This is a genomic window from Streptomyces sp. NPDC053493 (genome assembly GCF_044544825.1).
GTDB lineage: Bacteria > Actinomycetota > Actinomycetes > Streptomycetales > Streptomycetaceae > Streptomyces.
The window spans coordinates 19,863-35,590 of record NZ_JBITXS010000003.1 but is presented as its reverse complement, the minus strand read 5'-3'; the positions used below and the strand labels follow the sequence as shown (position 1 = coordinate 35,590).

The 15,728-nt window shown below is 75.0% G+C and carries 15 protein-coding genes; 7 read left to right on the top strand and 8 right to left on the bottom strand.

Going from position 1 to position 15,728, the window contains the following annotated elements; genetic code table 11:
• The first annotated feature begins 17 nt into the window (after nt 1-17).
• Nucleotides 18-770 carry a maleylpyruvate isomerase family mycothiol-dependent enzyme gene (locus tag ACIGO8_RS10305; protein ID WP_399726941.1) on the top strand — a complete coding sequence of 251 codons (753 nt, stop codon included), beginning with the start codon at nt 18-20 and terminating at the stop codon, nt 768-770.
• A gap of 31 nt (nt 771-801) precedes the next feature.
• Here the strand turns inward: ACIGO8_RS10305 and ACIGO8_RS10300 are convergent, their stop codons facing one another.
• From ACIGO8_RS10300 to ACIGO8_RS10290, 3 genes are all read right to left on the bottom strand, one after another.
• Nucleotides 802-1,467, bottom strand: a complete 666-nt coding sequence (locus ACIGO8_RS10300; protein WP_399728486.1) for a response regulator — start codon at nt 1,465-1,467, stop codon at nt 802-804.
• 23 nt (nt 1,468-1,490) lie between these two features.
• The gene (locus tag ACIGO8_RS10295; protein ID WP_399726938.1) at nt 1,491-2,804 is read right to left on the bottom strand and encodes a sensor histidine kinase; all 1,314 of its coding nucleotides are present in this window, start codon (nt 2,802-2,804) and stop codon (nt 1,491-1,493) included.
• Between the two features lie 161 nt (nt 2,805-2,965).
• Nucleotides 2,966-3,670, bottom strand: coding sequence for a TetR/AcrR family transcriptional regulator (locus ACIGO8_RS10290; protein WP_399726936.1), 705 nt, complete (start codon nt 3,668-3,670; stop codon nt 2,966-2,968).
• A gap of 148 nt (nt 3,671-3,818) precedes the next feature.
• On the opposite strand from ACIGO8_RS10290, the gene ACIGO8_RS10285 reads away from it, so the two are divergent.
• Complete coding sequence (locus ACIGO8_RS10285) at nt 3,819-4,307, top strand: nitroreductase family deazaflavin-dependent oxidoreductase (RefSeq protein WP_399726933.1); 489 nt, start codon at nt 3,819-3,821, stop codon at nt 4,305-4,307.
• 181 nt (nt 4,308-4,488) lie between these two features.
• Here ACIGO8_RS10285 and ACIGO8_RS10280 read toward each other — a convergent pair whose 3' ends face one another.
• Nucleotides 4,489-5,913 carry a geranylgeranyl reductase family protein gene (locus ACIGO8_RS10280; RefSeq protein WP_399726931.1) on the bottom strand — a complete coding sequence of 475 codons (1,425 nt, stop codon included), beginning with the start codon at nt 5,911-5,913 and terminating at the stop codon, nt 4,489-4,491.
• Nucleotides 5,914-6,083: 170 nt separating this feature from the next.
• Here ACIGO8_RS10280 and ACIGO8_RS10275 point away from each other — a divergent pair, with 170 nt between their 5' ends.
• The 3 genes from ACIGO8_RS10275 to ACIGO8_RS10265 all read left to right on the top strand — a co-directional run bounded on the left by ACIGO8_RS10275 (nt 6,084) and on the right by ACIGO8_RS10265 (nt 9,009).
• Nucleotides 6,084-7,451 carry a dipeptidase gene (locus tag ACIGO8_RS10275; RefSeq protein WP_399726928.1) on the top strand — a complete coding sequence of 456 codons (1,368 nt, stop codon included), beginning with the start codon at nt 6,084-6,086 and terminating at the stop codon, nt 7,449-7,451.
• Nucleotides 7,452-7,545: 94 nt separating this feature from the next.
• Nucleotides 7,546-8,271: an MBL fold metallo-hydrolase gene (locus tag ACIGO8_RS10270; RefSeq protein WP_399726925.1), complete on the top strand. Its 726-nt coding sequence runs from the start codon at nt 7,546-7,548 to the stop codon at nt 8,269-8,271.
• Between the two features lie 108 nt (nt 8,272-8,379).
• On the top strand, nt 8,380-9,009 hold the full coding sequence (locus ACIGO8_RS10265; RefSeq protein WP_399726922.1) for a methyltransferase domain-containing protein: 630 nt from the start codon (nt 8,380-8,382) through the stop codon (nt 9,007-9,009).
• 28 nt (nt 9,010-9,037) lie between these two features.
• Here the strand turns inward: ACIGO8_RS10265 and ACIGO8_RS10260 are convergent, their stop codons facing one another.
• Together ACIGO8_RS10260 and ACIGO8_RS10255 are read right to left on the bottom strand one after the other, a co-directional pair.
• Nucleotides 9,038-9,835: a hypothetical protein gene (locus ACIGO8_RS10260; RefSeq protein ID WP_399726919.1), complete on the bottom strand. Its 798-nt coding sequence runs from the start codon at nt 9,833-9,835 to the stop codon at nt 9,038-9,040.
• A gap of 94 nt (nt 9,836-9,929) precedes the next feature.
• Nucleotides 9,930-11,045, bottom strand: coding sequence for an NUDIX domain-containing protein (locus ACIGO8_RS10255; RefSeq protein WP_399726916.1), 1,116 nt, complete (start codon nt 11,043-11,045; stop codon nt 9,930-9,932).
• 172 nt (nt 11,046-11,217) lie between these two features.
• On the opposite strand from ACIGO8_RS10255, the gene ACIGO8_RS10250 reads away from it, so the two are divergent.
• Complete coding sequence (locus ACIGO8_RS10250; RefSeq protein WP_399726913.1) at nt 11,218-11,409, top strand: hypothetical protein; 192 nt, start codon at nt 11,218-11,220, stop codon at nt 11,407-11,409.
• Nucleotides 11,410-11,429: 20 nt separating this feature from the next.
• Here the strand turns inward: ACIGO8_RS10250 and ACIGO8_RS10245 are convergent, their stop codons facing one another.
• Complete coding sequence (locus ACIGO8_RS10245) at nt 11,430-12,380, bottom strand: ROK family protein (RefSeq protein WP_399726910.1); 951 nt, start codon at nt 12,378-12,380, stop codon at nt 11,430-11,432.
• 124 nt (nt 12,381-12,504) lie between these two features.
• On the opposite strand from ACIGO8_RS10245, the gene ACIGO8_RS10240 reads away from it, so the two are divergent.
• Nucleotides 12,505-13,539: a LacI family DNA-binding transcriptional regulator gene (locus tag ACIGO8_RS10240; protein WP_399728484.1), complete on the top strand. Its 1,035-nt coding sequence runs from the start codon at nt 12,505-12,507 to the stop codon at nt 13,537-13,539.
• Nucleotides 13,540-13,654: 115 nt separating this feature from the next.
• On the opposite strand, the gene ACIGO8_RS10235 is transcribed toward ACIGO8_RS10240, so the two are convergent.
• Nucleotides 13,655-15,652 carry a serine/threonine-protein kinase gene (locus ACIGO8_RS10235; RefSeq protein ID WP_399726907.1) on the bottom strand — a complete coding sequence of 666 codons (1,998 nt, stop codon included), beginning with the start codon at nt 15,650-15,652 and terminating at the stop codon, nt 13,655-13,657.
• Nucleotides 15,653-15,728 lie beyond the last annotated feature (76 nt).

Here is a 15,728-nt window from a genome sequence, read left to right as displayed (position 1 = left end):
GGGCCATAATCCGCCCCATGGACATCCTCAGCACCGACACGCACATCGACGCGCTCGACGCGGCGGGCAAGGCTCTCCTCAAGGCGGCCGCAGAGGCCGGGCCGGACGCCGAGGTGGTGACCTGCCCGGGCTGGCGGGTACGGGACCTCCTGCGGCACACCACCATGGTCCACCGGTGGGCCACGGCCTTCGTCGTCGACGGCCACACCTCGTACCATCCGGCCGCCGGCGAGCCCGACCTCGACGGCGACGCGCTCCTCTCGTACGTACGCGAGGGCCACGCCGGCCTCGTCGCCGCCCTGCGCGCCGCACCCGCGGACCTCTCGTGCTGGTCCTTCCTGCCGGCGCCGTCGCCGCTCGCCTTCTGGGCCCGGCGCCAGGCGCACGAGACGACCGTGCACCGGGCCGACGCCGAGTCGGCGCTCACCGGCGTGCCGGGCCCGGTCGACCCGGCCGTCGCGGCCGACGGCGTCGACGAACTCCTGCGCGCCTTCCACGCCCGCGACCGCAGCCGGGTCCGTACGCCCGAGCCGCGCACGCTGCGGGTCCGCGCCACGGACACCGGCGACGTCTGGACCGTACGGCTGTCCGCGGACGCGCCGCGCACCGAGACGAACGCGGACGGGCCGGCCGACTGCGAGCTGAGCGGGCCCGCCGACCGCCTCTATCTGACGCTGTGGAACCGGCTGCCGCAGGAGGCCGTGACCGTGACGGGTGACGCGGCCCTGGCCCGGCTGTGGCGGGACAACTCCGCCGTCACCTGGTCGTAGTCGTGGAGCGCGTACGGCGCGGTCACGCGGCTCAGCCGAGCCAGCCCGGGCGGACCAGGCCCGACTCGTAGGCCAGGACGACGAGTTGGGCCCGGTCGCGGGCGCCGAGCTTCACCATCGTGCGGCTCACATGGGTCTTGGCGGTGAGCGGACTGACGACGAGCCGGCGGGCGATCTCCTCGTTGGACAGACCGATGCCGACGAGGGCCATCACCTCCCGTTCGCGGTCGGTGAGTTCACCGAGGCCGGCGGCGGCGTGCGCGGGCGGCTTGGAGCGGGCCGCGAACTCCTCGATGAGGCGGCGGGTCACGCCGGGCGACAGGAGCGCGTCGCCCGCCACCACCGCGCGCACGGCGCGGAGCAGTTCCTCGGGCTCGGTGTCCTTGACCAGGAACCCGGAGGCGCCGGAGCGGATGGCCTCGAAGACGTACTCGTCGAGTTCGAAGGTGGTCAGCATGACCACCCTGACCGCCGCGAGCTCCGGGTCCGCGGTGATCTGACGGGTGGCGGCGAGGCCGTCCGTGCGCGGCATCCGGATGTCCATCAGGACGACGTCGGGGCGCAGTTCGCGCACCCGGGCCACGGCCTCCTCGCCGTCGGCGGCCTCGCCGGCCACCGCGATGTCCGGCTGGGCGTCGAGGAGCGCGCGGAAACCGGCCCGCACCAACGACTGGTCGTCGGCGAGCAGGACGCTGATGGCGGGGCGCGCGGGGCTCACGCTCACTGGGGCTCCTCGGGTCGGGCGGAGGGCCGAGCCTGCGGCCGGGCGGGCGGGTGGACGGGCGGCTCGTCCGGCGCCGTGGACGGCTCCCCCGACGCCGTGGACGGCTCCCCCGGCCGTACGGGAAGGACGGCGCTCACCCGGAAACCGCCGTCCGGCCGGGTGCCCGCCTCGATGGTGCCGCCGAGCGCCGCCGCCCGCTCCCGCATGCCGGCGAGCCCGTTGCCGCTGCCGCCCGCGTCGCCGCCCGTCGCCGGGCCCTCGTCGTCGATCCGCAGGTCGAGCGCGTCGGCGCGGTAGCGGATGACGACGAGGGCGGTGCGGGAACCGGAGTGGCGGACCACGTTGGTCAGCGCCTCCTGCACGATCCGGAAGGCGGCGAGCTCGGTGCCGGGCGGGAGTTGGCGGCGCCGGCCCTCGGTCTCGGTCCGGACGGCGAGTCCCGCGGCGGCGGCCTGCTCGACGAGTTCGGGCAGGCGGTCGAGGCCGGGCGCGGGCGCGCGGGGCGCGTCGCCGGGCGTACGGAGGGTGTCGAGCACCTGCCGTACCTCGCCCAGGGCCTCCTTGCTGGCCGCCTTGATGGTGGTCAGGGCGGTGCGGGCCTGGCCGGGGTCGGAGTCGATGAGGGCGAGGCCGACGCCGGCCTGGACGTTGATCACGGAGAGGGAGTGGGCGAGGACGTCGTGCAGTTCGCGGGCGATCCGCAGTCGCTCCTCGTCGGCCCTGCGCCGCTCGGCGGCGGCCCGCTCGGCCCGGTCCCTGGCCCACTGCTCGCGGCGGATCCGGGCGAGTTCGGAGCCGGCGAGGATGGCGGCGACGAACGCGGCGACGGGGAGTTCCTGGCCCCAGGGCGCCGGTCCGTCGCCGGCGGGCGGCAGATGGCGGTAGAGCCAGTGGCCGAGCAGCAGGTGTCCGGTCCACAGCAGGCCGAGCGCCCACCAGGCGGCGTGCCGGTGGCCGTGCACGACGGCGGCGAAGCAGGCGACGGCGACGATGACGAAGACGGGGCCGTAGGCGTAGCCGAGCGCCAGGTAGGCCAGGGTCGCCGCCGAGGCGCCGAACACCACCGGGACGGGATGGCGGTGGCGCAGCAGCAACAGGGCGGCGCCGAGCAGGAGCAGGGCGCGGCCGAGCGCGTCGAGGGCGGTGCGGTCGGGCTGGTTGCGGGCGGCGAAACCGGAGCCGACGACGACGAACACGGCGACGAGCACCGTGGAGCGCCACGGCAGCGCGGCCCCGGACCCGCGCGCCGCCCACCGGCCCCAGGGGCCGCCGTGGCCGGCGTCCGGTGTTCTCGGCGGCTGTTCGTCCATGCGGCCACGCTAGACGGGTGCCGGGCGCGCGGGCGTCAGCCGGGCGGGGTGGTCACCCGTACTCCCCGGGGAGTACGGGCCTGGCCACGGCCGGAGCTCGCCTGGATCGCGTACGGCGCCGGGTGCGGGTGCTCCGGGCGCCCGAGCACGACCGGGACCCGTCACGGCTTGGGGAGCAGGCCCACCTCGCGGCCGAGGCGCTCCGCGGCGGTCGTGAAGAAGGCGTCGCGGTCCTCGACGACGTTGTTGAACTGGCCGAAGACCTCGAAGGAGATCAGGCCGAAGAGCTGGGCCCAGGCGAAGACGAGGGCGGTCGCGAGCGTGGGCGGCAGGTCGGGGGCGAGGTCGGCGGCGAGTCGTTCCGCCTCGGGGCGCAGCGTCTTCGGGAGCGGGGGCGGGGCGACGCCCTTGTCCTGGTAGGCGGTGCGGGCGATGGAGACGAGGAGCAGGCCGACGCGGGAGGCGGGGCCGATGGTGTCCTGGGGAGCGGTGTAGCCGGGGACCGGGGAGCCGTAGATGAGGGCGTACTCGTGCGGGTGGTCGACGGCCCAGGCCCGGACGGCGCGGCAGACGGCGGTCCAGTGGGCGAGGTGGTCGCCGGGCGCGGTGGCCGCGGTGGTCGCGTGGGCCTGCTCGGCGGCGGCGCCGACGGCGTCGTAGGCGTCGATGATCAGCGCGGTCAGGAGGTCGTCGCGGCTGGGGAAGTAGCGGTAGAGCGCGGAGGAGACCATGCCGAGTTCGCGGGCGACGGCGCGCAGCGAGAGCTTGGCGGCGCCTTCGGCGGCGAGCTGGCGGCGGGCCTCGTCCTTGATGGCGGCGGTGATCTCGATGCGGGCGCGGGCGCGGGCTCCTTGGACGGCGGTCATGGAGAGCAGTGTGCCACGTTTCGGAGCGGCGCACTAAAACGAGAGCATTGCTCTTGCTTGCGAGCGGCGATCCGTGCACACTGTTCTCAAGCGAGAGCAGTGCTCACACTTCGGAGCGGCGCTCACCCACCCTTGCCAGGAGGCCCCGATGTCCGCCCAGCCCACCCCGTCCGCGCCCCAGCCCGCCGCCCACGTGCTGAAGCCCGGCTGGTTCACGGTCAACGTCCTCAATCGCGCGGTCGCCTGGGTGACCCGCCGGGGCATCAGCGTCTGGGGCTCCCGCGTCCTCGCCGTCCGCGGCCGCAAGAGCGGCGAATGGCGCCGCACCCCGGTCAACGTGCTGACCGTGGACGGCGCCCGGTATCTGGTGGCCCCGCGCGGCCACGTCCAGTGGACCCACAACATGCGCGCGGCCGGCGGTGGCGAGCTGCACCTGGGCAAGCACGTGGAGCCGTTCACCGCCGTCGAGGTGGCGGACGACGACAAGCCCGAGGTGCTCCGCGCCTATCTCAAGCGCTGGAAGGCCGAGGTGGGCGTCTTCTTCCAGGGCGTCGGGCCGGACTCCAGCGACGAGGAGCTGCGCAAGGCCGCTCCCAAGCACCCCGCCTTCCGCATCACCGCCGCGGCGAACGCGTGAGGGCGGCGCGGAGAAACTCCGCACCGCCCTCCCCCGGCCGCCGGCCCCTCGCGCCCGAGGCCCTTCCGCCGCGAGCCCGCTCGCGCACGACTCGGTCGCGTACGTCGCGGCCGCGGACGACTCGGCCGCGTACGTCGCGGCCGCTCAGGTCTCGGCCGCGTACGACTCGGTCGCGTACGGCTCAGTTCGCGCCCGGCGCCTTCGGCTCCGTCGTGCCCTCGGCCGCCGCCGCGGCACCGTCGCCCGCGCCGCCGTCCGTCCCGCCGCCCTCGGCGCCGGCGCCGTCCACCGCCGCCGCGTCCTCCTTGCGCGGTGCGACGCCCCGGCCCGCCGGTCCCACTCCCGCGGACGTGTCCATCCGGCGGTCGAGCAGGTCGAGCGCGCGGCGCGCGACGCCGTTGCCCCGGACCAGGCCGGCCAGCGTCGTCGAGCCGCGCGTGATGTCCGTGAAGGCCCGCCAGGCCGGCCGCACCCCGGTGATCACCGCGTGCAGCAGCCCCGGCCGGCGCTCGAACACCGCGAGCATCCGCCGGCCCACGGCCATCTCGACACCGAGCCCGGCCTTGACGGCGAAGGCGTAGTTGAGCGCCTGCCGGCGCGCGTCCACCGCGTCGCCCGCCTCGGCGATCCGGACCGCCCACTCTCCCGCGAGCCGTCCCGAACGCAGCGCGAAGGAGATGCCCTCGCGCGTCCACGGCTCCAGCAGACCGGCCGCGTCGCCGCAGACCAGGACCCGGCCGCGGGACAGCGGCGAGTCGTCGGTGCGGCAGCGGGTCAGATGGCCGGAGGAGATCTCCGGTTCGAAGCCCGCGAGGCCGAGCCGCGCGACGAAGTCCTCCAGATAGCGCTTGGTGGCCGCGCCCTCGCCGCGCGCCGAGATGACGCCGACGGTCAGCGTGTCCCCCTTGGGGAAGACCCAGCCGTAACTGCCGGGCAGCGGGCCCCAGTCGATCAGGACCCGGCCCTTCCAGTCCTCGGCCACCGACGGCGGCACCGGGATCTCGGCCTCCAGGCCGAGGTCGACCTGGCCGAGCTTGACGCCGACGTGTGCGCCTATGCGGCTCGCGCTGCCGTCGGCGCCGACGACGGCGCGGGCGAGGACGGTCTCGCCGTCGGCGAGGACGACGGCCACGGTCCGGCGGTCCGGCACGGCCGGGCCGTGCTGCTCGACACGGCTGACGGTGGCGCCGGTGCGCAGCTCGGCGCCCGCCTTCTGGGCGTGCTCGACGAGCTGGGCGTCGAACTCGGGCCGGTTGATGAGGCCGAAGAGCATGCGGCGCGAGCGGCGGGTGCGCGCGAAACGGCCCTCGAGGGAGAAGGTGACGGCGTGCACACGGTCCTGCAGCGGCAGCTCGAAGCCGGGCGGCAGGGCGTCGCGCGACGGGCCGATGATGCCTCCGCCGCAGGTCTTGTAGCGGGGCAGCTCGGCCTTCTCCAGGAGCAGCACCCGGCGGCCGGCCACGGCCGCCGCGTACGCCGCGGACGCGCCGGCGGGACCGGCGCCCACCACGACCACGTCCCACACCGGCCGGTCCCCGTCCGGGCCCACCGCCTCCGCCCCCGTTCCAGCCTCTGCCGTTCCGGCGTCTGCGTTCTCGCTGCTCACGATGTGCTTCTGCTCCTGATCCGACCCGTGGTACCTGCTGTAACCGCATCCTACGGCTCGGTAGCGGGGCCCGGCCGTGTCGCCCCGCGCCGTAGGATCGGCCATGCGTTCGCCGTACAACCGATACACGGCGTCGTCCTGACAACGTCGCACCCACCAGGAGCGTGCCCATGACCGCGAATCCGATCGCCAAGACCGTCGCATCCCTGATGCCCCGTGCCAAGGCGGAGCTGACGGAGCTGGTGGCCTTCCAGTCGGTCGCGGACGAGGCCGTGGCGCCGCGCAGCGAGTGCGAGGCCGCCGCGAACTGGGTGGCGGGCGCGCTGCGCGCCGAGGGCTTCCAGGACGTGGCGCTGCTCGACACCCCGGACGGTTCGCAGTCGGTGTACGGCGTGCTGCCCGGCCCGGCCGACGCGCCGACGGTCCTGCTGTACGCGCACTACGACGTTCAGCCGATGCTGGTCGAGTCGGCGTGGGTGACGCCGCCGTTCCAGCTGACCGAGCGGGAGGACGGCCGCTGGTACGGGCGCGGCGCCGCCGACTGCAAGGGCGGCTTCATCATGCACCTGCTCGCGCTGCGCGCGCTGAAGGCGAACGGCGGCGTGCCGGTCACGGTCAAGGTGATCGTGGAGGGTTCCGAGGAGCAGGGCACGGGCGGTCTCGAGCGGTACGCGGAGGCGCACCCGGACCTGCTCGCGGCCGACGCGATCGTCATCGGCGACGCGGGCAACTTCCGGGTCGGGCTGCCGACCGTGACGGCGACGCTGCGCGGTATGACGATGATCCGGGTGACCGTCGACACGCTGGAGGGCAATCTGCACTCGGGGCAGTTCGGCGGTGCCGCGCCGGACGCGCTGGCCGCGCTGATCCGCGTCCTCGACTCGCTGCGCGCGGAGGACGGTTCGACCGTCATCGACGGGCTGCCGGCGGACAAGGTGTGGGAGGGCCTGCAGTATCCGGAGGCCGACTTCCGCAAGGACGCCAAGGTGCTCGACGGCGTGGACCTGCCGGGCGCCGGGACGGTCGCCGACCGGATCTGGGCGCGGCCGGCCGTGACCGTCATCGGCATCGACTGCCACCCGGTGGCGGGCGCGACGCCGTCCATCCCGGCGACGGCCCGGGCCCAGCTCAGCCTGCGCGTGCCGCCCGGCCAGGACGCGGCGGAGGCGACGAAGCTGCTGTTCGCGCACATCGAGAAGCACACGCCGTGGAACGCCCGGGTGAGCATGGAGCAGGTCGGCCAGGGCCAGGCGTTCCAGGCGGACACGTCCAGCCCCGCGTACACCTCGATGGCGGAGGCGATGCGGATCGCGTACCCGGGCGAGGAGATGCAGACGGCCGGCATGGGCGGCTCGATCCCGCTGTGCAACACGCTGGCCGAGCTCTACCCGCGGGCGGAGATCCTGCTGATCGGCCTGAGCGAGCCGGACGCCCAGATCCACGCGGTGAACGAGTCGGTGTCGCCGCAGGAGCTGGAGCGGCTGTCCGTGGCCGAGGCGCACTTCCTGCTCAACTACGCGCGCTCGAAGCAGGTTTGAGGGTCCGGGGCTCCGGCCCGGTTCAGCAGTGGGCGTAACTCGCCCAGAGCGTAGAAGGATGCGGCGGACGTGCGCGGATGCGTACGTTCGCCGCATGGAACTCGTAGAGATCACTCCTCGTCTGCACATGCTCCGCTTCTCGATCGGCCAGGCGTATCTGTGGCGGGACGGGGCGGGCGACGACACGGACCTGACCCTGATAGACGCCGGGTGGGCGGGCTCGGCACCGGAGATCGAGTCGATGCTGCGCGAGGCGGGTTTGGACCCGTCGCGCATCCGCCGGATCGTGATCACCCACTGCCACCGCGACCACGTGGGCGCGGCGCAGGACCTGGCCGACCGCTTCGGCGCGGAGATCCTGGCGCACGCGCTGGACGCGCCGCTCATCCGGGGCGAACTGCCCATCCCGGATCCGGACCTGCTCGACTGGGAGCGGCCGATCTGGGAGCACGGGATCACCTGTCCCGAGGCGCCGCCGACCCGGGTGGACCGCGAGCTCGCGGACGGCGAGGTGCTCGACTTCGGCGACGGCGCGGTGATCCACCACGTTCCGGGCCACACGCCCGGCTCGCTCGCGGTCCATCTGCCGCGCCACGGCGTGCTGTTCACGGGTGACACGATCGCGTCGGTGCCGGACGTGATGTTCGGCGTCCTGCACATCGACCGGGCCGAGGCCCTGGCCTCGATGCGGCGGCTCGCGGAGCTGCGTCCGTCGGTGCTGTGCTGCGGCCACGGCGAGCCGGTGACGGACGACACGGCCGAGCGGCTGCTGAAGGCGGCCGCTTCGGCTCCGCTGATGCCGGGAACGGCCGGGGAGTGAGTCCCGTCCTCTCCGGTCGCGGGCGACGGGTGGGCGGGTGCCGGGCCGTTCCCAACCCGGCCGTGGAGCCGGTCGGTTGGGATGGTGGCGGGTGTTAGCTTCTTCTCCGTGAGAAAGCACCAGGAGGAGACCAGGGCGGCCTACGACGGTGTCGTGGAGCTGTACGCGTCGCTGTTCGCCGGCCGGCTGGAGTCGCAGCCGTTCGCGCGGAACATGATCGGCACCTTCGCCGAGCTGGTGCGCGGCACCGGGAACCGGCGCGCGGCCGACGTCGGGTGCGGGCCCGGGCATCTGACGGCCATGCTGCACGAGCTGGGTCTCGACGCCTTCGGCCTCGACCTGTCGCCGGCCATGATCGCCCACGCCCGGCGGGCCCATCCGGGGCTGCGGTTCGACGAGGCGCGGATGGAGGCGCTGCCGGTCGGGGACGGCGCGCTCGGCGGTGTCCTCGCCCACTACTCGATGATCCACACACCTCCCGCGGAACTGCCCGCGCTGCTCGCCGAGCAGGTCCGCGTCCTGGCGCCGGGAGGCCTGCTCATGGTCTCGTTCTTCGGAACCGAAGGGCCGGACCCGGTCCGCTTCGACCACAAGGTGACGCCGGCCTACAGCTGGCCGGCGGACCGCTTCGCCGCACTGCTGACCGAAGCCGGCCTCGTCCCCTTCGCCCGCCTCCTCCACGACCCGGCCTCCGAACGCGGCTACCTCGACACCCACGTGCTGGCCCGTCGTCCCTAGGGGGCGTCCGGAAAGTCCCGCCCGTCCGTCAGTCGACCAGCATCGGAAGCACGGCGAGAGCGGCGCCGCCGGCAAGCAGCGGCAGCGCGGCGAGGGTGAGGAAGACGGCCTTGAGCAGGGTGCGCCTGACCGACAGGTCGAAGGAGTGGTCCAGGGGATCCTCCGGGTCGTAGACGACGCGGGCCACCGGGCCGCGGTTCTTGCCCCGGGCGCTGCGCTCGACGCCCTCGGCGTCGGTGAACTTGTACCAGGCCGCCCCGTCCTTGGTCCTGAAGTCGAACGAGGCGGGCACGGTGATCCCGCGCCGCTTCAGCGCGAAGTGGACCAGCGTCACGTGCACCGCGCCGAACAGCAGGGAGGCGCCGAGGACGAGCGGGATCACCGCGACGATCGGGGCGATGATCGTCTCCGCGCCGCGTACGGCGCCGATCCATACCGTGTAGGCGACATAGGCGAGGAGGAAGGCGAGCGTGGTCAACTGCCGCCGCCGGTACTTCGGATGACGCTCCGCCTCCTCCGCCTCCGGCAGCGGGGCCAGTGGGGTGACCGTGACGCGGGCGCTGCCGGCCGGGTCGCGCCGCTCGGGGAGAGCGGCGGTCAGGGCGGTGACGAATGCGGCGGCCGCCGTCGGGTTGCCGCCGTCCACGCGGTGCACGGCGGTGTCGGTGAGCACGATCTCGACATGGCGTCCGCCGTCGGTGCGGGCTTCCTGGACCACCGCGAGCGGGATCTCCGAACGGGTGTGCCGGTCGACGAGCCGGAGACCGCCGCCTTCGAGCAGGGTCTCGGCACCGTCGCCGCCGACCAGTATCTGTGCAGAGACCATCGCTTTCGTCCCCCCAGTGTCCATACGCCACGACGCCGTCCGCCGTCGCGTGCTCGGAAACCTACCCGCGGCGACGAGATTCCGGCCGTTCGGGTCAGCTGCCGACCGGGGCGCCGGCCTCCAGGTTGAGGACGGTGCCGCGTTCGCGGGCGCGCAGGGCCCAGCGGAGGCGGCGGTAGCGGACCGGTGGGAGGAGGTCGGCGGCCTCTTCCTCGGTGACGAAGCGCCAGGCGCGGAGTTCGGCGCCGGGGAGCAGGAGGCGGTCGGCGTCGGCGGCGCGGAGCCGGCCGCCGTCGAAGAGGAGGCGCAGGCCGCCGTAGCCGGGCGGCTGGGGGCGTTCCCAGTCGACGAGGAGGAGCCGGGGCACGGTGTCGAGTTCGAGGCCGATCTCCTCGGCGACCTCGCGCATGCCGGCGCGGGCGGGCGGTTCGCCGGGTTCGACGACGCCGCCCGGGAACTCCCAGCCGGGTTTGTAGGTGGGGTCGACGAGCAGGAAGCGGTCGTGTTCGTCGAAGAGGAGGACGCCGGCGGCCAGGGTCTCGCCCGTCGGCTCGGGCGTCTGGACGATGCCGCAGGGCGCGGCGTGGCCGGCGGTGACGGCGTCGGCGACGGCGCGGGCGGTCTCGGCGGCGGTGAGCGTGGTGTTGTCGACGGCGTAGGCGTCGGTGGCGAGCCAGCCGCCGAGGGCGTCGCGGAACGGCCCGATGTGGTCCAGGCACCAGCGGCGGACGCGTTCGGCCGCCTGGGTCCCGGTCTCGCCCGAGGAGTCGGCGTACGCCGCGGAGGCCGGCTCGCCCGCCACGCCGCCGCCGGTTCCGGCCTCGGAGGCGGAGACGGCCCGGCGCTCGATCCGGGCGCGCAGGATCGTTTCGTCGGGTGTGAGTACGACATGGCGCACCTGGATCCGGCGGGCGGCGAGGCCGCCGAAGATCTCGTCCCGGTACTCCTGGCGGTGCAGGGTCATCGGGACCACGAGGACCCCGCCGACCTCGGCGAGCAGCGCCGCCGCCGTGTCCACGACCAGGCGGCGCCAGATCGGCAGGTCCTGGAAGTCGGTCACCTCGGCGAGACGTTTCTGCGGAAGCAGCCGGCGCAGGGCGCCGCCGGTGAGCTCAGGGTCGTAGAGCGTGCTGTTCGGGATCAGCTCGACCAGCTCGCGCGCGGTGCTGGTCTTCCCCGCGCCGAACGCACCGTTGATCCAGACGATCACGATTCCCCCTCCTCGGTAGCCCCCTGTGGACTGCCCGCACCACCCTGCCACGGAAACCCGCGGGGAGCGGCGGAGGGAGGGGCGCGGGCGGGTGGAACCGGGGCACGGCCCGGGCGCGTAACACTTCCTGAGTGACCGTCGTTGGAAACGGCGAGCACGAGGGGGTGCGGAAGTGGACCGTACGGTTCTGGAGCGTTTTCCCGCGGGAGGACCGCGCGGCAGCTGGCCCGCGGAGGAGTTCGCCAGTGCGCGGCGCGACGAGGGCCTGCCCGCGCGGGTGGTGATGGACCTGGAGTCCGACGCCTTCCTGGTGATCGTGGAGCAGCGGTCGCCGGAGCGTTCACCGCGGCGGGTACGGGGCTGAGGCCGCCCCGCACCCGGCCGTCAGGGTCCCGTCGGCGCCTGCCGGTCGCGCGGGGCCGCGGCGGCGGCCGCGCCGAGCAGACCGGCGTCGGTGCCGGTGCGGGCCGGGACGACCTCGAGGCCCTGGACGAAGGAGAGCGTCGCGTACGAGCGGAGGCTGCGGCGGAGCGGGGCGAAGAGGACCTCGCCCGCGCCCGCCACTCCCCCGCCCACGACGGCGATGTCGATCTCGACGAGGGTGGCGGTGGCGGCGATGCCGGCGGCGAGGGCCTGGGCGGCGCGCTCGAAGGAGGCCACGGCCACCGGATCGCCCGCGCGGGCGGCGGCGGCCACCGCCGCGGCCGAGGTGTCCCCGTCGGGACCGGGACGCCAACCGTTCTCCAGGGCGCGGCGGGCGATGTGCGGGCCGCTGGCGATCCTTTCGACGCAGCCGCGGCCGCCGCAGGCGCACGGCTCGCCGTCCAGGTCCACGCTGATGTGGCCGATGTGACCGGCGTTGCCGGTGGGTCCGGGATGGACACGGCCGTCGAGGACGAGCCCGCCGCCGACGCCCGTGGAGACGACCAGGCACAGCGCGTTGTCGTGTCCGCGCGCGGCGCCCTGCCAGTGTTCCGCGGCGGTCATGGCGACCCCGTCGCCGACGAGCGCGACCGGCCGGCCGCCGGTCGCCCGCCCCACCCGCTCGACCAGCGGGAAGCCGCGCCAGCCGGGCACGTTGACCGGGCTGACGGTGCCGGCCGAGGCGTCGACCGGGCCCGCGCTGCCGATGCCCACGGCGCCCGCGGACTCCCACAGCGGCGAGCCGGCGAGTGCGTCGAGCACGGCCTCCACCGCCGCCATCACCGTCTCGCCGTCCTCCCGCGCGGGCGTCGGCCGCTGCGCCCGGACCCGGATCCGGCCCTCTCCGTCGACCAGCGCTCCGGCGATCTTGGTGCCGCCGATGTCGAGGGCGATGACGAGGTCAGTGCGCATGGGCTCCGGATCTCTGTGGCGACAGTGGGTGCGACCTACAGTCTTCCCCGCTCTGACAACGTTGTCCAGGCCCTATGCTCAGAGCAACGAGATCGAGACGCACATGACGGAGGAACCGCGCACCGTGGCCGACATCGCCCGCCGCCCCGAGCACCGCTACGGCAATCGGCCCACCATGAAGGACGTCGCCGCCCGGGCGGGCGTCGGCCTCAAGACCGTCTCCCGGGTCGTCAACGGCGAGGCGGGCGTCACGCCCGACACCGAGCGCCGGGTCCAGGAGGCCATCGAGTCGCTGGGCTTCCGCCGCAACGACAGCGCGCGCGTGCTGCGCAAGGGCCGCACGGCGTCGGTCGGGCTCGTCCTGGAGGACCTCGCCGATCCCTTCTACGGCCCGCTCAGCCGCGCCGTCGAGGAGGTCGCCCGGGCGCACGGCGCGCTGCTCATCAACGGCTCCAGCGCCGAGGACCCGGACCGGGAGCAGGAGCTGGCGCTCGCGCTCTGCGCCCGGCGTGTGGACGGACTGATCGTCATCCCGGCGGGCACCGACCACCGTTATCTGGAACCGGAGATCCGGGCGGGCGTCGCCACCGTCTTCGTCGACCGCCCGGCGGGCGGGATCGACGCGGACGAGGTGCTCTCCGACAGCTTCGGCGGCGCCCGGGCCGGCGTGGCGCACCTGATCGCGCACGGGCACCGCAGGATCGGCTTCATCGGCGACCGGCCCCGGATCCACACGGCGACCGAGCGGCTGCGCGGGTACCGGTCGGCCATGGAGGACGCGGGTCTGGACGTGGCCGACGCGTGGGTGTCGCTCGGGCCGACCGACCCGGAGCGGGTGGCCGAGGCGGTCGGGGCGATGCTGTCCGGGCCGGAGCCGGTCACGGCGGTGTTCGCCGGAAACAACCGGGTGACCGTCACCGCCGTACGCGTCCTCGCTGGGCGCGAACGGCCGGTCGCGCTCGTCGGGTTCGACGACATCGAGCTCGCCGACCTGCTCGGCATCACCGTCATCGCCCAGGACGCGGCGGCGCTCGGCCGGACGGCGGCGGAGCGGCTGTTCCGGCGCCTCGACGGAGTGGCCGAGGCGCCGCGGACGGTGGTGCTCGGGACCCGGCTGATCGCCCGCGGCTCGGGCGAGATCCCGCCGCCGGCCCTCTGACGGCCGGCCCGCCTCGATCAGCCGCCCGCCTGGAGCAGCGGGCGGGCTCGGCGGACGGACGGGCGCGGCAGACACGCGGGCTCGGCAGACGGGCCGGTTCAGCAGACGGCCCGGTTCAGCAGACGGGCAGGCCGGGCACCGGCTGGTCGTTGTCGCCGCCCTTGAGGTACACCACGCTGAAGTACACGTTGGTGTTGCCGCTGTCGTCGTCCGTCCTGGCCCACCAGACGTTGGTCCACTGGCCGTAGGTCTCGCGGCGGCCGAGGTCCACCTGGCAGTAGAAGTAGTTCGTCCCGGCGTTCAGGACGCCCATCTCGCCGCCGTCGTGACGGTAGGTCTTCTCGGTACGCCAGACCTGGCAGTCGTACTTCCCGCCGCCCTTCGCGACGCACGCGGGCGCGGGCTTCGTGCCCGTACCGCCGCCGCCCGTGCCGCCCGGGCGGGGCGCCTGCGTCTGCGCCGGTCTCGACGGGGACGCGGACGGGGAGCCGGTCGTGCGCGGGCCCGCGCCGTCCTTCGGGGGTGCGGTGGACGTGGACGGCGTGGCGGAGGTGGACGGTGCGGCGGATCCGGACGCGGACGGGCCCGGGCTTCCGGCGGACGCGGAGGCTCCCGGGGCGCCCGGGTCGAGGACGCGGCCGGGGTCGGCGCCGGGGCCGGCCGGCGACTGGCCGCCGGCCTCCTGCCCCTGGTCCGTACCGCCCTCGCGGTCGACCAGGGTGTACGTCACTCCGCCGCCCACCAGCAGAACGGCGGCGGCCGCCGCGGCGACCAGGGCACCCGAGCGGTTCCGTCCGGTCCGTCCGGCAGCGACCGAACGCCGGGTGGCGGTGGTCGGCGGGGACGGGATGATCTGCGCGGGACCGCCGGGGGCGGGCGCGGCGGGCGGGGCGGTCACGGGTGGCACCGCCGGGCCGAAGCCCTGCGGCCGGTGCGGCATCGCGTCGTGCGCGGTCGGCGCCCACAGGTGCGCCGGGGCGGCCGAGGACGCGGCCGGGTCGACCGGAGCGGGGGCAGGCGGGACGCCGGGACCGCCGAACGAGGCCGGCGACGCCGGCGGACCGCCCAGAGGCCCGCCCGGACCCGGCGGGACCTCCGCGAAGCCGCCGGCCGCCGGACCGACCTCAGCCGCAGGACCGCCCGCAGCCGCAGGCCCCTCAGGCGCACCTGGCCCACCCGCAGCCGCCGGGCCACCCGCAGCCGCCGGGCCACCAGCAGTCCCCGGCCCACCAGCAGCCGCCCAGCCCGCGGCCTCCGGCACCACACCCGCCGCGTCCCGGCCCTCCGCCACCGCCGTGAGCAGGCGTGCCGCCGTGCGCGCGTCGGGGCGGCGGGCCGGGTCCTTGTCCATGAGCAGGCGGAGCACCGGGGCCAGCGGACCGGCGCGGCCCGGCTCCGGGAGGGGCTCGACGACGATGGCGTTGAGCGTGGACCAGGTGGAGGTGCGGCGGAAGGGCGAGGCGCCCTCGACCGCCGCGTACAAGGTGGCGCCGAGCGCCCACACGTCGGAGGCGGGCCCGGGCTGCCGGCCCTGGGCGCGCTCGGGCGCGAGGTAGTCGAGCGAGCCGACGATCTCGCCGCTGCGCGTGAGGTGGGTGGCGGAGCCGTCGCCGGGGTCCTCCATGGCCGCGATGCCGAAGTCGGTGAGGACGACCCGTCCCGAACGGTCGAGCAGGACGTTGCCGGGCTTGACGTCGCGGTGCAGCACGCCGGCGTCGTGGGCGGCGGCCAGCGCCTCCAGGACGGCGGCGCCGATTCCCGCGGCCTCGCGGGGATCGAGGGCGCCGCGTTCGCCGAGCACGCCGTCGAGCGAGGGCCCGTCGACGAGTTCCATGACGATGACGGGCCGGCCCTGATGGTCGGTCACGTCGTGGACGGCGACGACTCCGGGGTGGCGCACCCGCGCCGCCGCCCGTGCCTCGCGCTGCATGCGCAGGCGCAGGCCGTCGAGTTCCGGCCCGGACGCGTCGTTGTACGTCCGCAGTTCCTTGACGGCCACGTCGCGGCCGAGCACCTCGTCGACCGCGTGCCAGACGACGCCCATGCCGCCGCGCCCGAGTTGGCGCACCACCCGGTAGCGGCCGGCGAGCCGCTCGTTCTCCCCCGAAGACACCGATGCCCCGTTCTCTGTCGGCTGTGATGAACGCGTACAGAGTACGGGGCGGGAGCGGTGGTTCCGCCGCGGTGGC